The sequence below is a fragment of the Nocardioides sp. NPDC006303 genome (genome assembly GCF_040613175.1).
GTDB lineage: Bacteria > Actinomycetota > Actinomycetes > Propionibacteriales > Nocardioidaceae > Nocardioides.
Map to the genome: position 1 here is coordinate 233,651 of NZ_JBEXRR010000002.1, position 13,932 is coordinate 247,582.

14 protein-coding genes and 1 riboswitch are annotated in these 13,932 nt (G+C 68.7%); of the genes, 6 read left to right on the forward strand and 8 right to left on the reverse strand.

What is annotated here, in order from left to right; genetic code table 11:
• The first annotated feature begins 15 nt into the window (after nt 1-15).
• Complete coding sequence (locus ABZY89_RS02715) at nt 16-261, forward strand: helix-turn-helix transcriptional regulator (RefSeq protein WP_355224419.1); 246 nt, start codon at nt 16-18, stop codon at nt 259-261.
• The gene (locus ABZY89_RS02720) at nt 261-1,544 is read left to right on the forward strand and encodes a HipA domain-containing protein (protein ID WP_355224421.1); all 1,284 of its coding nucleotides are present in this window, start codon (nt 261-263) and stop codon (nt 1,542-1,544) included. Before ABZY89_RS02715 ends, ABZY89_RS02720 begins: the two co-directional genes overlap by 1 nt.
• A 20-nt stretch (nt 1,545-1,564) precedes the next feature.
• Here ABZY89_RS02720 and ABZY89_RS02725 read toward each other — a convergent pair whose 3' ends face one another.
• Nucleotides 1,565-2,485 (reverse strand): SGNH/GDSL hydrolase family protein, encoded by a 921-nt coding sequence (locus ABZY89_RS02725; protein WP_355224423.1) that lies wholly within the window; start codon nt 2,483-2,485, stop codon nt 1,565-1,567.
• A 98-nt stretch (nt 2,486-2,583) separates the two neighbouring features.
• On the opposite strand from ABZY89_RS02725, the gene ABZY89_RS02730 reads away from it, so the two are divergent.
• Nucleotides 2,584-2,778 carry a hypothetical protein gene (locus tag ABZY89_RS02730; RefSeq protein WP_355224425.1) on the forward strand — a complete coding sequence of 65 codons (195 nt, stop codon included), beginning with the start codon at nt 2,584-2,586 and terminating at the stop codon, nt 2,776-2,778.
• A gap of 12 nt (nt 2,779-2,790) precedes the next feature.
• Nucleotides 2,791-3,954 carry a hypothetical protein gene (locus tag ABZY89_RS02735; protein WP_355224427.1) on the forward strand — a complete coding sequence of 388 codons (1,164 nt, stop codon included), beginning with the start codon at nt 2,791-2,793 and terminating at the stop codon, nt 3,952-3,954.
• 97 nt (nt 3,955-4,051) lie between these two features.
• Here ABZY89_RS02735 and thrC read toward each other — a convergent pair whose 3' ends face one another.
• The 7 genes from thrC to ABZY89_RS02770 form a co-directional block, all read right to left on the reverse strand.
• Nucleotides 4,052-5,323: a threonine synthase gene (gene thrC, locus ABZY89_RS02740; RefSeq protein WP_355224428.1), complete on the reverse strand. Its 1,272-nt coding sequence runs from the start codon at nt 5,321-5,323 to the stop codon at nt 4,052-4,054.
• A gap of 11 nt (nt 5,324-5,334) precedes the next feature.
• A riboswitch (SAM riboswitch) is annotated at nt 5,335-5,474 on the reverse strand.
• 87 nt (nt 5,475-5,561) lie between these two features.
• Nucleotides 5,562-6,473: a DJ-1/PfpI family protein gene (locus ABZY89_RS02745; protein ID WP_355224430.1), complete on the reverse strand. Its 912-nt coding sequence runs from the start codon at nt 6,471-6,473 to the stop codon at nt 5,562-5,564.
• The gene (locus tag ABZY89_RS02750; protein ID WP_355224432.1) at nt 6,470-7,021 is read right to left on the reverse strand and encodes an isochorismatase family protein; all 552 of its coding nucleotides are present in this window, start codon (nt 7,019-7,021) and stop codon (nt 6,470-6,472) included. The genes ABZY89_RS02745 and ABZY89_RS02750 overlap by 4 nt, the downstream gene beginning before the upstream one ends.
• Nucleotides 7,022-7,089: 68 nt before the next feature.
• Nucleotides 7,090-9,414, reverse strand: coding sequence for an endopeptidase La (gene lon, locus ABZY89_RS02755; protein ID WP_355224434.1), 2,325 nt, complete (start codon nt 9,412-9,414; stop codon nt 7,090-7,092).
• 85 nt (nt 9,415-9,499) lie between these two features.
• On the reverse strand, nt 9,500-10,351 hold the full coding sequence (gene otsB / locus ABZY89_RS02760) for a trehalose-phosphatase (RefSeq protein ID WP_355224436.1): 852 nt from the start codon (nt 10,349-10,351) through the stop codon (nt 9,500-9,502).
• A gap of 92 nt (nt 10,352-10,443) precedes the next feature.
• Nucleotides 10,444-10,962: a LytR C-terminal domain-containing protein gene (locus ABZY89_RS02765; protein WP_355224438.1), complete on the reverse strand. Its 519-nt coding sequence runs from the start codon at nt 10,960-10,962 to the stop codon at nt 10,444-10,446.
• Nucleotides 10,963-11,259, reverse strand: coding sequence for a DUF3263 domain-containing protein (locus ABZY89_RS02770; RefSeq protein WP_091046051.1), 297 nt, complete (start codon nt 11,257-11,259; stop codon nt 10,963-10,965).
• A 172-nt stretch (nt 11,260-11,431) separates the two neighbouring features.
• On the opposite strand from ABZY89_RS02770, the gene ABZY89_RS02775 reads away from it, so the two are divergent.
• Together ABZY89_RS02775 and ABZY89_RS02780 are read left to right on the forward strand one after the other, a co-directional pair.
• Complete coding sequence (locus ABZY89_RS02775; RefSeq protein WP_355224440.1) at nt 11,432-12,859, forward strand: trehalose-6-phosphate synthase; 1,428 nt, start codon at nt 11,432-11,434, stop codon at nt 12,857-12,859.
• 27 nt (nt 12,860-12,886) lie between these two features.
• Complete coding sequence (locus ABZY89_RS02780; protein WP_355224442.1) at nt 12,887-13,909, forward strand: Gfo/Idh/MocA family oxidoreductase; 1,023 nt, start codon at nt 12,887-12,889, stop codon at nt 13,907-13,909.
• The last annotated feature ends 23 nt before the right edge of the window (nt 13,910-13,932 follow it).

Here is a 13,932-nt window from a genome sequence, read left to right on the forward strand (position 1 = left end):
CCCATAGGAGGCGCCGTGGCGGACTATCAGCTCACCGCACGGTCACCTGAAGCGCTCGGTCAAGCCCTCGCACGCCTTCGGGCGAAGCGCGGCGTGACTCAGGACGAGCTCGCAGAGTCACTCGGCATCTCCCGGCGATACATCTATGAGCTCGAGGCCGGGAAGCCGAACCTGTACGCCACGCGCATCTTCGAACTGCTCCGAGAGCTCGGGGCGCACATCGAGATCCATGCCCAGGTCGACGACGAGGGCCAGCACTGATGCGCGATCCGCTCGACATCTGGGTCTATGGCACACGGATCGCCACCCTGTCCGAGGCGTATGACGGCCGACTCACCCTGTCTTGGACCGATGAGTCGCAGGAACGTTGGCCCGAAGGGACGCGCCTACTGTCGGCAAAGCTGACGATCGGCGACGTGCCGGTCCCCGCACTGGTCAAGAACTATCTCGACGGACTTCTCCCAGAGGGGAACGCCCGGACCAACCATGCGATGAGTGCGGGCGTCCCGCCGGACGACTCGTTCGCGATGATCCGGTCGTACGGTCGCGACACGACCGGCGCGGCCATCTTCGTCACCGAAGGGGCGGATGACCCCACCTCCAAAGGGCGATACGTGCCACTGACGCAGGACCAGCTCGCCGAACGAATTCAACACGCGGACGAACACTCGCCGGCGAGCGCCTTCGGGACGACGGTTGAGTCGATCAGCCTTCCGGGAATGGTCCCGAAGATCGCCGTCCACCACGAGGACGGCGGCTGGTTCGCCTGCAAGGACGGAGCGCCGTCGACCTGGATCGTCAAGCGAGGCGGCTCGACGGAGTCCGGCATCGCTGATGTCGTCGACACCGAGGTCGCCTCTCTGACTCTGGCCCGCATGGTCGGCCTGACCAGCGTCGACGCGAAGATCCTGGAGTTCGAGGACGTACGTGCCATCGCGGTCTCCCGCTACGACAGAGATCTCGACGGGCCGCATCCTCGGATCCATCAGGAGGATCTAGCTCAGGCGATCGGGCTGAACACCCTGGATCCCAACCGGAAGTTCCAGTGGGGTTCGAAGATGCCGTCCTTGCGACACGCCGCCGACGTACTCCGCCTCGACGGCGGCAACCCGGACGACCTCCTGCGGCTGGTCGCGTTCTCCCACCTCGTCGGCAACACCGACATGCACGCGAAGAACATCTCGTTCATCCGTCGGGCCGACGGGAGCGTGACCCTGAGCCCGGCGTACGACATCTCCATGCATCTCCACCATCGCCGCGACAACCGGCGGTTCGCGTTGGATGTCAACGGGAAGTTCCTCGTCGACGAGGTCACCATCGACGACGTGGTCGCGGAGGGCCGCTCATGGGGTCTACCGGAGCGGCGCGCCATCCGCGTCGTGAACCGCACTCTTTCCCAAGTCGCGGAAGCCTTCAGCGCCATCGACCGCTCCGCCCACCCTGGCGTCAGCGCCGAGGCCTGGGACCTGGTCGAGAAGCGCGTCCACGACGCACTGGTCTGGGACCTGGACCGAGTCAGCCCGAGTCGGCCCAAACTGACGTGAGAGTTCGCCGAGTCGGCGCGTTATGACGAGCCGACTCGACCGGTGTTCGTGTCAGGATCCGGCGGCTCGGTCGCCTCGGGCGGGAGCTCGGGCAGGTGGTGTCCGAACGGGACCTGCTGGACCTGGCCGAGGGCAGCGAGCACGGAGGGCAGCATCGCCTTGGCCGTGCGCTTGTAGCCCATCGCACTGGGGTGGAAGTGGTCGATGGCGAACATCTCGTCGGGGTTCGTGATGAAGAACGGGCCGACGACGTCGGAGAGCGAGACGACGTGGGCGCCGCGAGCGAGCGCCGTCTCCCGCTGGCCGTCGGCCAGCTGCTTGGCGATCCTGCGCCCGAGCGAGCGCAGCGGCTGCGGCAGGGGGCGGACCGCACCCACGTCCGGGCAGGTCCCGACCACGACCTCGGCACCACGCTCGCGCAGCGCGTCGATGACCTCCCCCAGCACCCGGGTGGAGTCCTTCTGCGGCACCCGGTGGGTGACGTCGTTGCCACCGACGATGACCACCGCCACATCGGGCCGGTAGCCCTTCGGCAGCGACTCGAGCTGCGCGGGGAGCATCGACGTCTCGGCCCCGACCACGGCAGCCGTACGCAGCCGCACCGGCCTCAGCAGAGCCTTGGCCGTGCCCTTCGCCAGCCGGGCGCCGAGGGTGCCGCTCCTGGTCTCCGCGCCCAGCCCCGCGGCGATCGAGTCCCCGAGGATGAGGAGCTCGACCGGCGTACCTCCGTAGGCCTTCTTGTAGACCTTGTCGGCGTCGATCGCCTCCTCGCCGAGAGGCTTGCCGATCACGTCACGCGCGTGCGCCGCCTGTCTCTTCAGCAACGTCACGAACCCGGCACCGGCCGCCGCCCCCACCACACCGACTGCGCCGGCGACACCGGCGGTGGCGGCGACCATGCCGAGCCACTTGGCCTCTTCACTCGTCTTCGTGGTGTTCACATTCCTTATCTGTAGCGCACGAGTGTGAACGGACGGTTCGCCCGACGTCCGGCCTGCGACACAGCGGGCAGCAAAGGCCGCATAGTGGTGCCATGGTCATGTCTCGGGCACAGGCGGTCACCGCTGCGGTCATGTTGTTCGTCGGCGTCGCCATAGTCGTATGGACGCTGGTCGGTGACCTCGGAATGCGATGGGGTGTGATCGGAAGCGTTCTGATCGGCTTCACAGCGGTCGAGGCCTACCTGATGCTGCTGGACGACGAGCAGCGCAGCCCGATCCGCGCCCGGCTCTAACTGCTGACCCCGATGCTCAGCGGCGGGATCTTCGCGGCCGCGGTGATCCAGGAACGCCCCGACCCGGTGCCTGGGACCGTGCTGACCGAGGGCGGATCGGCGATCGGGTCGTTCGACGGCGGTGCGCTCACCTGGAGCATGCTCGACGGACTCATCCTGACCGCGAACGGCCACACCCGTGCCCTCGGCAATGAGGATGACAGCTTCTTCGATCCTCCCGTGCTGGCCACCCAGGACGTCGTGATCGGCAGCCGTGGCCATGTCATAAGCGCCTATGACCCGGTGACCGGCGAGAAACGATGGTCGCGGCGGATCCCGTACGCCGATGTGTTCCGACGCTACGGCGACCTGCTCGTCTATGAGAGCGACGGCTACACCGCCGCCCTGGAGATCACCTCAGGTAAGGACCGATGGCGTCAACTCGGTGAGCCGACGCTGGCCAACGGTGGGCTGATCGTCACCGGCACCGAGTGGTGGTGGGACCTCAACTTCACCTCCGGGATGCACGGGCTGATCGATCAAGACCGCTATGTCGGGATCCGCGACGTGGAGTCCTACCGGCGCCTCACCATCGTCGCTGTCAGCAGCGGCAAGGTGGTCCGCACCGTGCCGTTCGCCTTCCAGAGGGACCCGTTCGCCATCGCCGGCGACTTCCTCTACACCGCTGACTCCGACGGTGCGCGGGCCATCTCGGTGGCCAGCGGCGGACCGCCCCGTCCGGTCGCGATGCGGCCCCACGACAACTCCGACGACTTCGAGGAACCAGACAGGCTCTTCGAGTCGAAGTATCCCGGCTTCATCGGCGCCATGCCGGACGGGTGGCAGTTCCCGGGAAAGCCCGACATCACCATCGATCGCAGTGCGACCGGCCAACCGGCCTTCCCCGTGCTCTCGGCCTCGGGTGAGCAGGCGGTCTGGTTCGCCGAGTCGTCACGCGTGGTCAGGATCGAGGATGCGTACGAGGAGATCCTCGCGTACGCCTACGACGACGACACCTACCTCCAGCTAGTCACGGATCGCGACGCCGCCGGCACTCGAGTGCGTCGTCTCGACATGGTGCGCGGGCGCACGGTCACGAACTACACCGTGATCGCCGAGAAGGAAGCCGAACCGACGCTGTCATTGCGCAACGGCCTCGCCTGCGTCGCCGGCGAGTGCCGCCGGCTCCCTGATTGATGCATCGCTATAACAGAGGGTCCGACCTTGTGAATCGCTCACAAGGCCAGACTCTCTGTCACAGTCGCGAAGGACCCAGCGTGACGCTCTGGCGACCTCAGGCCTGGGAGAGACCGGCTTCCTCGAAGGCGTCGTAGTTGGGGGCGATGGTGGCGCGGGGGCCGACGATGCCGCTGACCGCGTCGAGCGTCTTGAGGCCGTGGCCGGTGTTGATGATCACCGTCTCCAGGCTCGGGTCGAGCAGACCGTTGTCGACGAGCTTCTTGGTGACCGCGAGCGTGGTTCCGCCGGCGGTCTCGGTGAAGATGCCCTCGGTGCGGGCCAGGAGCACGATCGCGGCGCGGATCTCGTCGTCGGTGACCTCCTCGACAGCACCGCCGGAGGAACGGGTGGCGTCGAGGACATAGATGCCGTCGGCCGGGTTGCCGATGGCCAGCGACTTGGCGATCGTGTCGGGCTTGACCGGGCGGATGGCGTCGACGCCGGCCTTGAACGCGGTCGCGACCGGGTTGCAGCCGGTGGCCTGGGCGCCGAAGATCCGGTACGGCTTCTCCTCGACCAGACCGAGCTTGATCAGCTCCTTGAAGGCCTTGTCGACCTTGGTCAGCTGGGATCCGGAGGCCACCGGGATGACGATCTGGTCGGGCAGGCGCCAGCCGAGCTGCTCGGCGATCTCGAAGCCGAGCGTCTTGGAGCCCTCGGCGTAGAAGGGACGTACGTTGACGTTCACGAACGCCCAGCCCTCCTCCTCCGCGGCGATCTCCTGAGCGAGCTTATTGACGTCGTCGTAGTTGCCGTCGACGGCGATCAGGTTGTCGGTGAAGACGGCGGAGTTGACCTGCTTGGGCTGCTCGAGGTTGCTCGGGATGAAGACCGCGGTCGGGATCCCGGCGCGCGCTCCCGCCGCCGCGACAGCATTGGCCAGGTTGCCGGTGCTCGGGCAGGCGAAGACCTTGGCGTCGAGCTCGCGGGCGGCGCTCAGTGCACAGGCGACCACGCGGTCCTTGAAGGAGTTGGTCGGGTTGGTCGAGTCGTCCTTCACCCAGATCTTCTCGATGCCGAGCTCACGCGCGAGGTTCTTCGCGTCCAGCAGCCGGGTGAAGCCGGGCTCGGTGTTGGGGCTCTGCTCGATGTCGTCGGGCACCGGCAGCAGCGCCTTGTAGCGCCAGATGTTGCGGGGTCCGGCCTCGATCTCCTCGCGGGTCACGGCCGGGAAGTCATAGGCCACCTCGAGTGGCCCGAAACACTCCGGACAGGCGTAATGCGGTCCGAGCTCGATCTGGTGCCCACACTCCCGGCACGACAGCGCCGAGGCGTTGCCGAAAGCGCCCTCGCGCAGGCCCTTCGTCTCCGTGGTCGCAGCGCTCATGAGAAACCTCCTCCTCATCTTCCCCGATCACGTCTCTCGCGCCGGGCCGGAATTAGCACCTGCTCCACGCCCTACCCGATGGCCGGGAGGAGGCTCGTGGTCGGTTGCCGGAACTTCACTGGGCCGTTCCCTCAGTCCCTCTCGATGAGCAGTAGCGATCGTACGGCAGGTATCCGCTGCCAAACACACCCGGGTTCCATTCCGCGGACCAGTCGTCCATCATATGGACAATCGAGGTTCAGCGAGCGCGGAGGCGGCGCAGCATCCGGGCATCGTCGAAGCCCACCGCACGGGCGGCCGACTCCATGGTGGTGCCCGCGGTCAGCAGATGGTCGGCCCGTTCACGACGGAGAGCCTGCTGATACCGGAGCGGGGTGAGGCCGGTCGCAGCTACGAAGGCGCGGGTCAGGGTGCGTTCGCTCACCCCCGCGCCGTCCGCCAGCGCGGAGAGCGGAAGCGGCTCGGCGAACCGGGCGTCGATGACGTCCTGCACATGGTGGACGGTGTCGTCGAGATGGTTCCGGTGGCGCAGCAGGACGCTCTCCTGCGGCTGGTCTCCGTTGCGCCGCGCGTAGACGACCATGTCGCGGGCCACGCGAGCCGCCAGCGCCGGTCCGTGGCGCACCGCGAGCAGGTGCAGGCTCAGGTCGATGCCGCTGGCGATGCCTGCCGACGTCACGATCCGGTCATCGCTGGTGAAGAGCACGTCGCGCACCACCCGGGCTTTCGGGTAGCGCCGGGACAGCGCGTCCTGGAGATCGTGATGGGTGGTGCAGCGACGTCCGTCGAGGAGGCCCGCCTGCCCGAGGGCGTCGGCGCCGGCACAGACGCTGGCCACCTCACCCCCGGCAGCATGATGGGCACGCAGCCGCTCGGCGGTCTCGCGGGTGAGCCGGGGGCCGGCGACGAGGTCGTACGCCGCCCGCCAGCCCGGCACGACGAGCAGGTCACCGGGGTCGAGATCGGGCCATTCCGCGGCGGTCGTCAGAGGCAGCCCCTGTGCGGAGAGCACCTCCCCCGGCTCGGCGCCCGCGACGTACGCGAGGTCGTAGGGGTGTCCAAGGCTGCGCGCCGTGTGGAACGCCTGTGCCGGCCCGGCGAGGTCGAGCAGATGTACGCCGGGCAGCAGCACGAACACAACGGCGCTCATGCCGCAGATGCTGCCACAGCCTCCAGATCGGCGATCGTCGCGATCTCGGCAAATCGGCCGCTGAGCACGAGCTTCGTACGCTCCACGACCTCCTCGGCCGACAGCCCGCCCAGCGGCTCGGTGGTGACCGCGTCGGCGACATAAGTGATCCGGTAGCCGAGGTCGGAGCCGACCCGCGCGGTGGTCTCGACGCACTGCTCGGCGCGGATCCCGCACACCACGAGCTCGGTGACCCCGCGCTCGGTCAGCACCTGCTGCAGGTTGGTCGTGGTGAAGGCGTTGTGGGCGGTCTTGCGCAGCTCGACATCGCCCGACTCGGGGCCGCTGAGCCCGTAGAGGTAACGCACATGACCCGACTCCGGGTCGAAGACGCCGCCGCTGCCGGGTTCGGTGTGGAGCACCCAGACCACCAGGTCGCCCGCGGCGCGAGCGAGGCTCACCAGCCGGTCGGCTCGGTCGGCGATGTCGGGGTGAAGAGTCTGCTGCCAGACCTCCCGCTGCCGAAAGGACTCCTGGATGTCGATGACGAGAAGGGCTCGGTTGCTCATGTGCCCAGTGTGCGAGCTGCCCGCTCGACGCACGAGGCATCAAGCGGGCAGCATCCGGAACGATCCGGTCAGGCAGCGGCAACCGTACTCTGGGCGGCGGCCGCTCCCTCGGCAGGCGCGAGGGCGCCGCGTACGACATCCCTGACGTCGCTCACCAGGTTGATCTTCAGGGCCTGCTTCACCTCGTCGGGGACCTCGTCCAGGTCGGGCTCGTTGCGCTGGGGCACGAAGACCTCGGTCAGACCGGCTCGCTGGGCGGCGAGCAGCTTCTGCTTGAGGCCGCCGATGGGCAGCACCCGCCCCGAGAGCGAGACCTCACCGGTCATGCCGACCTCGCTGCGCACCGGGCGACCGGTCGCGAGAGACGTGAGCGCGGTGACCATCGTGATGCCGGCGCTCGGGCCGTCCTTGGGGACCGCGCCCGCGGGCACGTGGACGTGGAGCGAGCGGTCGAGCACGGCCGGGTCGACGCCCAGCTCGGCGGCGTGCGAGCGGACGAAGGAGAGCGCGATCTGCGCGGACTCCTTCATCACCTCGCCGAGCTGGCCGGTGATGTTCAGTCCAGCCTGCCCGTCGGCCGAGGACGCCTCGATGAAGAGCACGTCCCCACCGAGCCCGGTGACGGCCAGTCCGGTGGCGACCCCCGGGACAGAGGTACGCTCCGCCGACTCCGGCGTGAACCGCGGCCGTCCGACCAGGTCCTTGAGGTTGTCCAGGCCGATCTCCACGTGCTCCGCACCGGTCGCCAGCCGCGTCGCCACCTTGCGCAGCGCCTTGGCGATGAGCCGCTCGAGCTGGCGTACGCCCGCCTCACGGGTGTAGTTCGCGGCCAGCTCGCGCAGGGCGTCGTCAGTCACCGTGGCCTCCTCCGAGGTCACCGCGGCGCGCTCCAGCTGACGGGGCAGCAGGAAGTCGCGGGCGATGGCGACCTTGTCGTCCTCGGTGTAGCCGTCGATCGTGACCAGCTCCATCCGGTCCAGGAGCGCGCTCGGGATCTGCTCGACCACGTTGGCCGTGGCGATGAACAGAACGTCGGAGAGGTCCAGGTCGAGCTCGAGGTAGTGGTCGCGGAAGGTGTGGTTCTGCGCCGGGTCGAGCACCTCGAGCAGCGCGGCGGCAGGGTCACCCCGATAGTCCGAGCCGACCTTGTCGACCTCGTCCAGGAGCACGACCGGGTTCATCGAGCCGGCCTCCTTGATGGCCCGCACGATCCGGCCCGGGAGCGCGCCGACGTAGGTGCGCCGGTGGCCACGGATCTCGGCCTCGTCGCGGACACCGCCCAGCGCGACCCGGACGAACTCACGTCCGAGCGAACGCGCGACCGACTCCCCCAGCGAGGTCTTGCCGACTCCTGGCGGGCCGGCGAGCAGCACCACAGCACCGGAGCCACGGCCGCCGATGACCTGCAGGCCACGCTCGGCACGTCGGGTCCGCACCGCCAGGTACTCCACGATCCGGTCCTTGACCTCCTCGAGGCCGTGGTGGTCGGCGTCGAGCACCTCACGAGCCGCGACCAGGTCCGTCGAGTCCTCGGTCCGGACCGACCACGGCAGCTCCAGCACCGTGTCCAGCCAGGTGCGGATCCAGGCGGTCTCGGGGTTCTGCTCGGAACCACGCTCGAGCTTGTCGACCTCGCGCAGCGCGGCCTCGCGTACGGCCTCGGGGAGGTCGGCGGCCTCGACGCGGGCCCGGTAGTCGTCGGACCCCTCGGGCTCGCCCTCGCCGAGCTCCTTGCGGATCGCGGCGAGCTGCTGGCGCAGCAGGAACTCCCGCTGCGTCTTCTCCATGCCCTCGCGTACGTCCTCGGCGATCTTGTCGCTGACCTCGGACTCCGCGATGTGGTCCTTCGCCCAGGCGATCACCTTCTCGAGACGCTCGGTGACGTCCGGCGTCTCCAGCAGCTCGCGCTTGGCATCGTCGTCGAGATAGGGCGCGTAGCCGGCGGTGTCGGCGATCTCCGACGGCTCGGTGAGCCGGTTGACCTGGTCGATGACCGGCCACGCCTCGCGACGCTGGAGCACCGCGACGACCAGCCGCTTGTACTCCTCGGCCAGCTCCTTCGCGTGCTCCGTGGTCGTCTCGGTGGCGGTCTCGACCTCGACCCACAGCGCAGCACCGGGTCCGGTCACGCCGGAGCCGATCTTCGCGCGGCCGACGGCCCTCAGCACCGCCGCGGGCTCACCGCCCCGGAACCGGCCGACGCGCTCGATCGTGGCGACAGCGCCGTACGTCGCATACCGGTCCCCCAGCCGCGGCGCGACCAGCAGCCGGCTCTCCGAGCCTGCCCGGGCGGCGTCGATCGCAGCCTGCGCGGCCTCGTCGAGCTCGATGGGCACGACCATCCCCGGCAGGACCACGGCATCCGAGACGAACAGCACAGGAAGCTTGTCCATTTGCGGACCCTCCTAGAAGAGTTGAGTGATACTGGCTCAACTTCTGGGAGCAACCGGATGTTCCCTCCGGTTATCGTGTTCGCTGTCAGCGGACGCTGTCGTCGGTCAGCTCACGCAGCAGCTCCAGCACGCCATCCGGGCCCTGCACCTCGAGATCCGCGAGATCCGCGAGCGGACCCCGGTCGGGGCCGGCGTGGGAGTAGACGAGCAGCGTCGCCGACCCGGTGGTCTTTCCCCAGGCCCTGACCGCCTCGAACGCCTCGATGTCACCCAGGTCGTCGCCGCCGAACAGGATCGCGCCGGGCGAGACCTCCGAGATCAGCGTGTCGATCGCGTGACCCTTGTGCATGCCAGGAGCGCGCACCTCGATGACCTGCTTGCCGGGCTCGATCACGAGCCCGTGCTCGCCGGCCAGCTCGGTCAGCGGCGGAAGCAGACGCGCGGCGAGCCCGTCGGGGTCGGGGAACCGGCGGGTGTGCACCCCGACGGCGAGACCCTTCTCCTCGATGTAGGCGTCCTGCGCACCGTGAGCGGCCAGCACCTCCGGCAGCGCCGCCTCGAAGGCGGCCAGCCCCTCGGGCGGCGGCGGGCCGACGACGACCCGGTCGGCACCGCTCCAGCGCTCGTTGCCGTACTGCCCGAAGACGTACAGCTCCTTGCCCTCCTCCGCGAGCGCGTCGGCGATCTCGGCCAGCCCGCCGAGCTCGACGACCTGTCCGGCCGGTCGGCCGGTGACGATGGCCAGTGCCTTCACCCGGGATGCGAGCGCGATCAGGACGGAGGCCGCGTCCGGATGGATCCGAGCCGACGCCGGGTCCTCGACGATCGGGGAGAGCGTGCCGTCGAAGTCGAGACCGACGAGGGTCTCGGCGGCAGCAGCCGCGATCGCGGCGTACTTCTGCTCTCCTGCGGTGCCATCAGGCTGGAGTTCGGCCATGCCTCAACTGTGACACGGCAACCACCTCGGAGCCGACCGCGAGGGCGCCGCAGTGCGGTAGATCACACACCCTCGACAACGGCCGGAAAGGCTCAGAGAGCCCCGGTCAGAACCACCGTCAACCGGTCGCCCTTCATCGAGCCCTCGACCGACACATGGGTGCGTTTGATGCCGAGGTCATCGGCGAGCTGCTGACCCTCACGCTTCATCTCGCTCGGGTAGTAGACGGTGTTCTCCGGGATGGAGCCCACCCAGTTGTCCTCGCCGACGACGTTCCAGCCGACCGTGTTCGCCTTGGCCGCGACGTCGCCGGCCAAGCCGGCGATATTCGACTGGTTGTAGACCTCGACGCTGACCTTGGCGCGGTCGACCGGCGAAGGCTCGGCCTTGGGCGGCTTCTTCTCCTCGGCCTTGGCCGCCTTCGGTGAGGCCGACGCCGAAGCCGAGGGGCTGCCGCCCGCCTGGGCGATCTCCTTGCCCTCGTCTCCGTCGCCACCGGTGATCCAGAAGATGATCACCGCGGCGACGACGGCCACCACGCTCAGCGCGATGACGGGTGTGGGGAGCGCGACGCCACGCTCACCCTTCGAAGGACGTACGCAGCCGGTCATTCAGACCTCGAAACCGAGCCGTCTCGCCGAGCGCTGACGCTGCCGGGCCGCGCGGAGCCGCCGCAGGCGGCGTACCAGCAGAGGGTCGGCCTCGAGGGCCTCCGGCTTGTCGATGAGAGCGTTGAGCACCTGGTAGTAGCGGGTGGCGGACATGTTGAACGCCTCGCGCACAGCGGCTTCCTTGGCTCCGGCGTACTTCCACCACTGACGCTCGAAGTCGAGGATCTGCTTGTCTCGCTCGCTGAGGCTCGCGGGGTCCTCGCCTGGGCCTGTGACCTGCACGTTGACAGCGCTCATTCCTCGTCCCCCGGTGTCGTCTGCATCTGACGACACCCTAACGCGCCGAACTACACCGCTGTGGTTCACCCTCCCGGCGTGTTACTCGACAGGTATTCGGATCAGGGGGCCGGAAGTCACGGGTGGAACGACTCGGCGCCGAACCTGGCTCCGGTCCACTACAGTCGGAGATGTGCAGGCTGACCTGGTAATTGTGGCCAATCGGCTCCCCGTGGATCGTGTGGAGATGCCGGACGGAACGAAGGCGTGGCGACGCTCCCCAGGAGGCCTGGTCAGCGCCCTCGAGCCGGTCCTGCGGGCCAACGACGGCGTCTGGATCGGCTGGCCCGGGGGCATCGACGAGGACCTCGAGCCGTTCGAGGACGACGGGCTCCACCTACTGCCGATGACGATGACCGCGCAGGACATCGAGGAGCACTACGAGGGCTTCTCCAACGGCACCCTGTGGCCGCTCTACCACGATGTCGTGGCCAAGCCGGAGTTCCACCGCGAGTGGTGGGACGGCTACCAGCGCGTCAACCGGAGGTTCGCCGAAAAGTGCGCCGAGGTCGCCGCGAAGGGCGCGACCGTCTGGGTGCAGGACTACCAGCTCCAGCTGGTCCCGCAGATGCTGCGCGAGCTCCGCCCCGACCTGCGCATCGGCTTCTACCTGCACATCCCGTTCCCGCCGGCCGAGCTCTTCCAGCAGGTCCCCTGGCGCCGCCAGCTCCTCGAGGGCCTCCTCGGCGCCGACCTGGTCGGCTTCCAGCTGCCCCAGGCGGCCCAGAACTTCGTCCGCCTGGTGCGCCAGCGCGTCGGCCACAAGACCCACCGTGACCTGGTCTATCTCCCCGACGGGCGCACCGTGCACGCGGCCGCCTTCCCGATCTCGATCGACTTCGTCGGCTTCGACGAGATGGCCCACGACGAGGGCGTCAATCAGCGCGCGAAGGAGATCCGCCAGCAGCTCGGCGACCCGAAGAAGATCCTGCTCGGCGTCGACCGGCTCGACTACACCAAGGGCATCTACGCCAGGCTGCGCGCCTACGGCGAGATGCTCCGCGACACCGAGCTCGACGTCGAGGACGCGATCTTCGTCCAGGTGGCGGTGCCCTCGCGCGAGCGCGTCGAGCAGTACCGCAAGCTGCGCGACGACATCGACCGCCTCGTCGGCCGGCTCAACGGTGACCTCGGCCGCATCGGCCGTCCCGCGATCTCCTACCTCCACACCTCGCTCCCCCGCGCGGAGATGGCCGCGCTCTACCGCGCCGCCGACATCATGGTCGTCACCCCCTACCGCGACGGCATGAACCTGGTCGCGAAGGAGTACGTCGCCTGCCGCTACGACAACGACGGCGCCCTCGTGCTCTCCGAGTTCGCCGGCGCGGCCGAGGAGCTGCGCCAGGCCTGGCTCGTGAACCCCTACGACATCAACGGGATGAAAGCCGCGCTGCTCGAGGCGTACAAAGCCGAGCCGAAGGAGCTCACCCGCCGGATGCGGGCCATGCGCAAGCAGGTCGCCTCCAAGGACGTACGTTACTGGGCCGACTCCTTCCTCGAGGAGCTCGCCGCGGTGGAGGGCAGCCACACCAAGAACGTGCTCCCGCCCAACGCCCACTAGGACCGGCCAGGTGGCTAGAGTCGAGGCGTGACCACCAACTCTGACCCGATCAGGTGGGGAATTCTCGGCACCGGCCGGATCGCCCACTCCCTCGCCACCGATCTGATGCTCGTCCCCGACGGCCGGCTCGCGGCCGTCGGCTCGCGGAGCCAGGAGTCCGCGGAGACCTTCGCGAAGGAGTACGCCGCCAACGGCCCGGTCCGCGCGCACGGCTCCTATGAGGAGCTGGCCGCCGACGAGGACGTCGACGTCGTCTATGTCGCCACCCCCCACTCCCACCACCTCGAGCACGCCACCCTCATGCTCGACGCCGGCAAGCACGTGCTGTGCGAGAAGGCGCTGACGCTCAACGCCGCCGACTCCCAGAAGATGGTCGACCTGGCCACCTCCAAGAAGCTCTTCCTCATGGAAGCCATGTGGATGGCGACCAACCCGATCATCCGGCGCCTCGTCACCGACGTGAAGTCGGGCCGCTTCGGGGTCCCCCGTCACGTACACGCCGAGCTCGGCTTCGTCGCCGACCCCGAGCAGCACCAGCGCCTTCTCGACCCCGCGCTCGGCGCCAGCGCGCTGCTCGACATGGGCATCTACCCGCTCACCTTCGCCCACCTGCTCTTCGGCGAGGCCCGCGCGCTGACCGCTCAGGCCAACCTCGGCGAGGGTGCCGACGGCGCCACCTTCGACCTCGACCTGGTGATGACCGGGAAGTACGCCGGCAACGAGCTCTCCACCATGGTCTCCTCCGTCACCTCCTACTCCTCGCGCTCGGCGGCCATCGCCACCGACCAGGGCCGCATCGAGCTGACCGATTTCCACCACCCGTCCTCGGCGGTCTTCAAGCCCGCCAACGGCGACGAGCCCGTCGAGATCGTCGGCGACGAACCCGTCATCGGCGCTGCGTACGGCAACGAGATCGTCGAGGTGCAGCGCTGCCTGCGCGAAGGCCTCCTGGAGTCCCCGCTGGTGCCCCACAGCCAGACGCTCAGCCTGATGCGCCAGATGGACATGATCCGCGAGTCCATCGGCGCCCGCTACGCCACCGAGTCCTGAGAAGTCGCCCCCGTCGGCCGAGA

What these genes read in the sequence shown, in the direction of transcription:
- ABZY89_RS02765 (WP_355224438.1), bottom strand. Translation starts at nt 10,962, where the DNA reads ATGACCGGCTGCGTACGTCCTTCGAAGGGTGAGCGTGGCGTCGCGCTC.
- ABZY89_RS02720 (WP_355224421.1), top strand. Translation starts at nt 261, where the DNA reads ATGCGCGATCCGCTCGACATCTGGGTCTATGGCACACGGATCGCCACC.
- ABZY89_RS02730 (WP_355224425.1), top strand. Translation starts at nt 2,584, where the DNA reads ATGTCTCGGGCACAGGCGGTCACCGCTGCGGTCATGTTGTTCGTCGGC.
- otsB (WP_355224436.1), bottom strand. Translation starts at nt 10,351, where the DNA reads ATGGCCGAACTCCAGCCTGATGGCACCGCAGGAGAGCAGAAGTACGCC.
- ABZY89_RS02745 (WP_355224430.1), bottom strand. Translation starts at nt 6,473, where the DNA reads ATGAGCGCCGTTGTGTTCGTGCTGCTGCCCGGCGTACATCTGCTCGAC.
- ABZY89_RS02750 (WP_355224432.1), bottom strand. Translation starts at nt 7,021, where the DNA reads ATGAGCAACCGAGCCCTTCTCGTCATCGACATCCAGGAGTCCTTTCGG.
- thrC (WP_355224428.1), bottom strand. Translation starts at nt 5,323, where the DNA reads ATGAGCGCTGCGACCACGGAGACGAAGGGCCTGCGCGAGGGCGCTTTC.
- ABZY89_RS02770 (WP_091046051.1), bottom strand. Translation starts at nt 11,259, where the DNA reads ATGAGCGCTGTCAACGTGCAGGTCACAGGCCCAGGCGAGGACCCCGCG.
- ABZY89_RS02735 (WP_355224427.1), top strand. Translation starts at nt 2,791, where the DNA reads ATGCTCAGCGGCGGGATCTTCGCGGCCGCGGTGATCCAGGAACGCCCC.
- lon (WP_355224434.1), bottom strand. Translation starts at nt 9,414, where the DNA reads ATGGACAAGCTTCCTGTGCTGTTCGTCTCGGATGCCGTGGTCCTGCCG.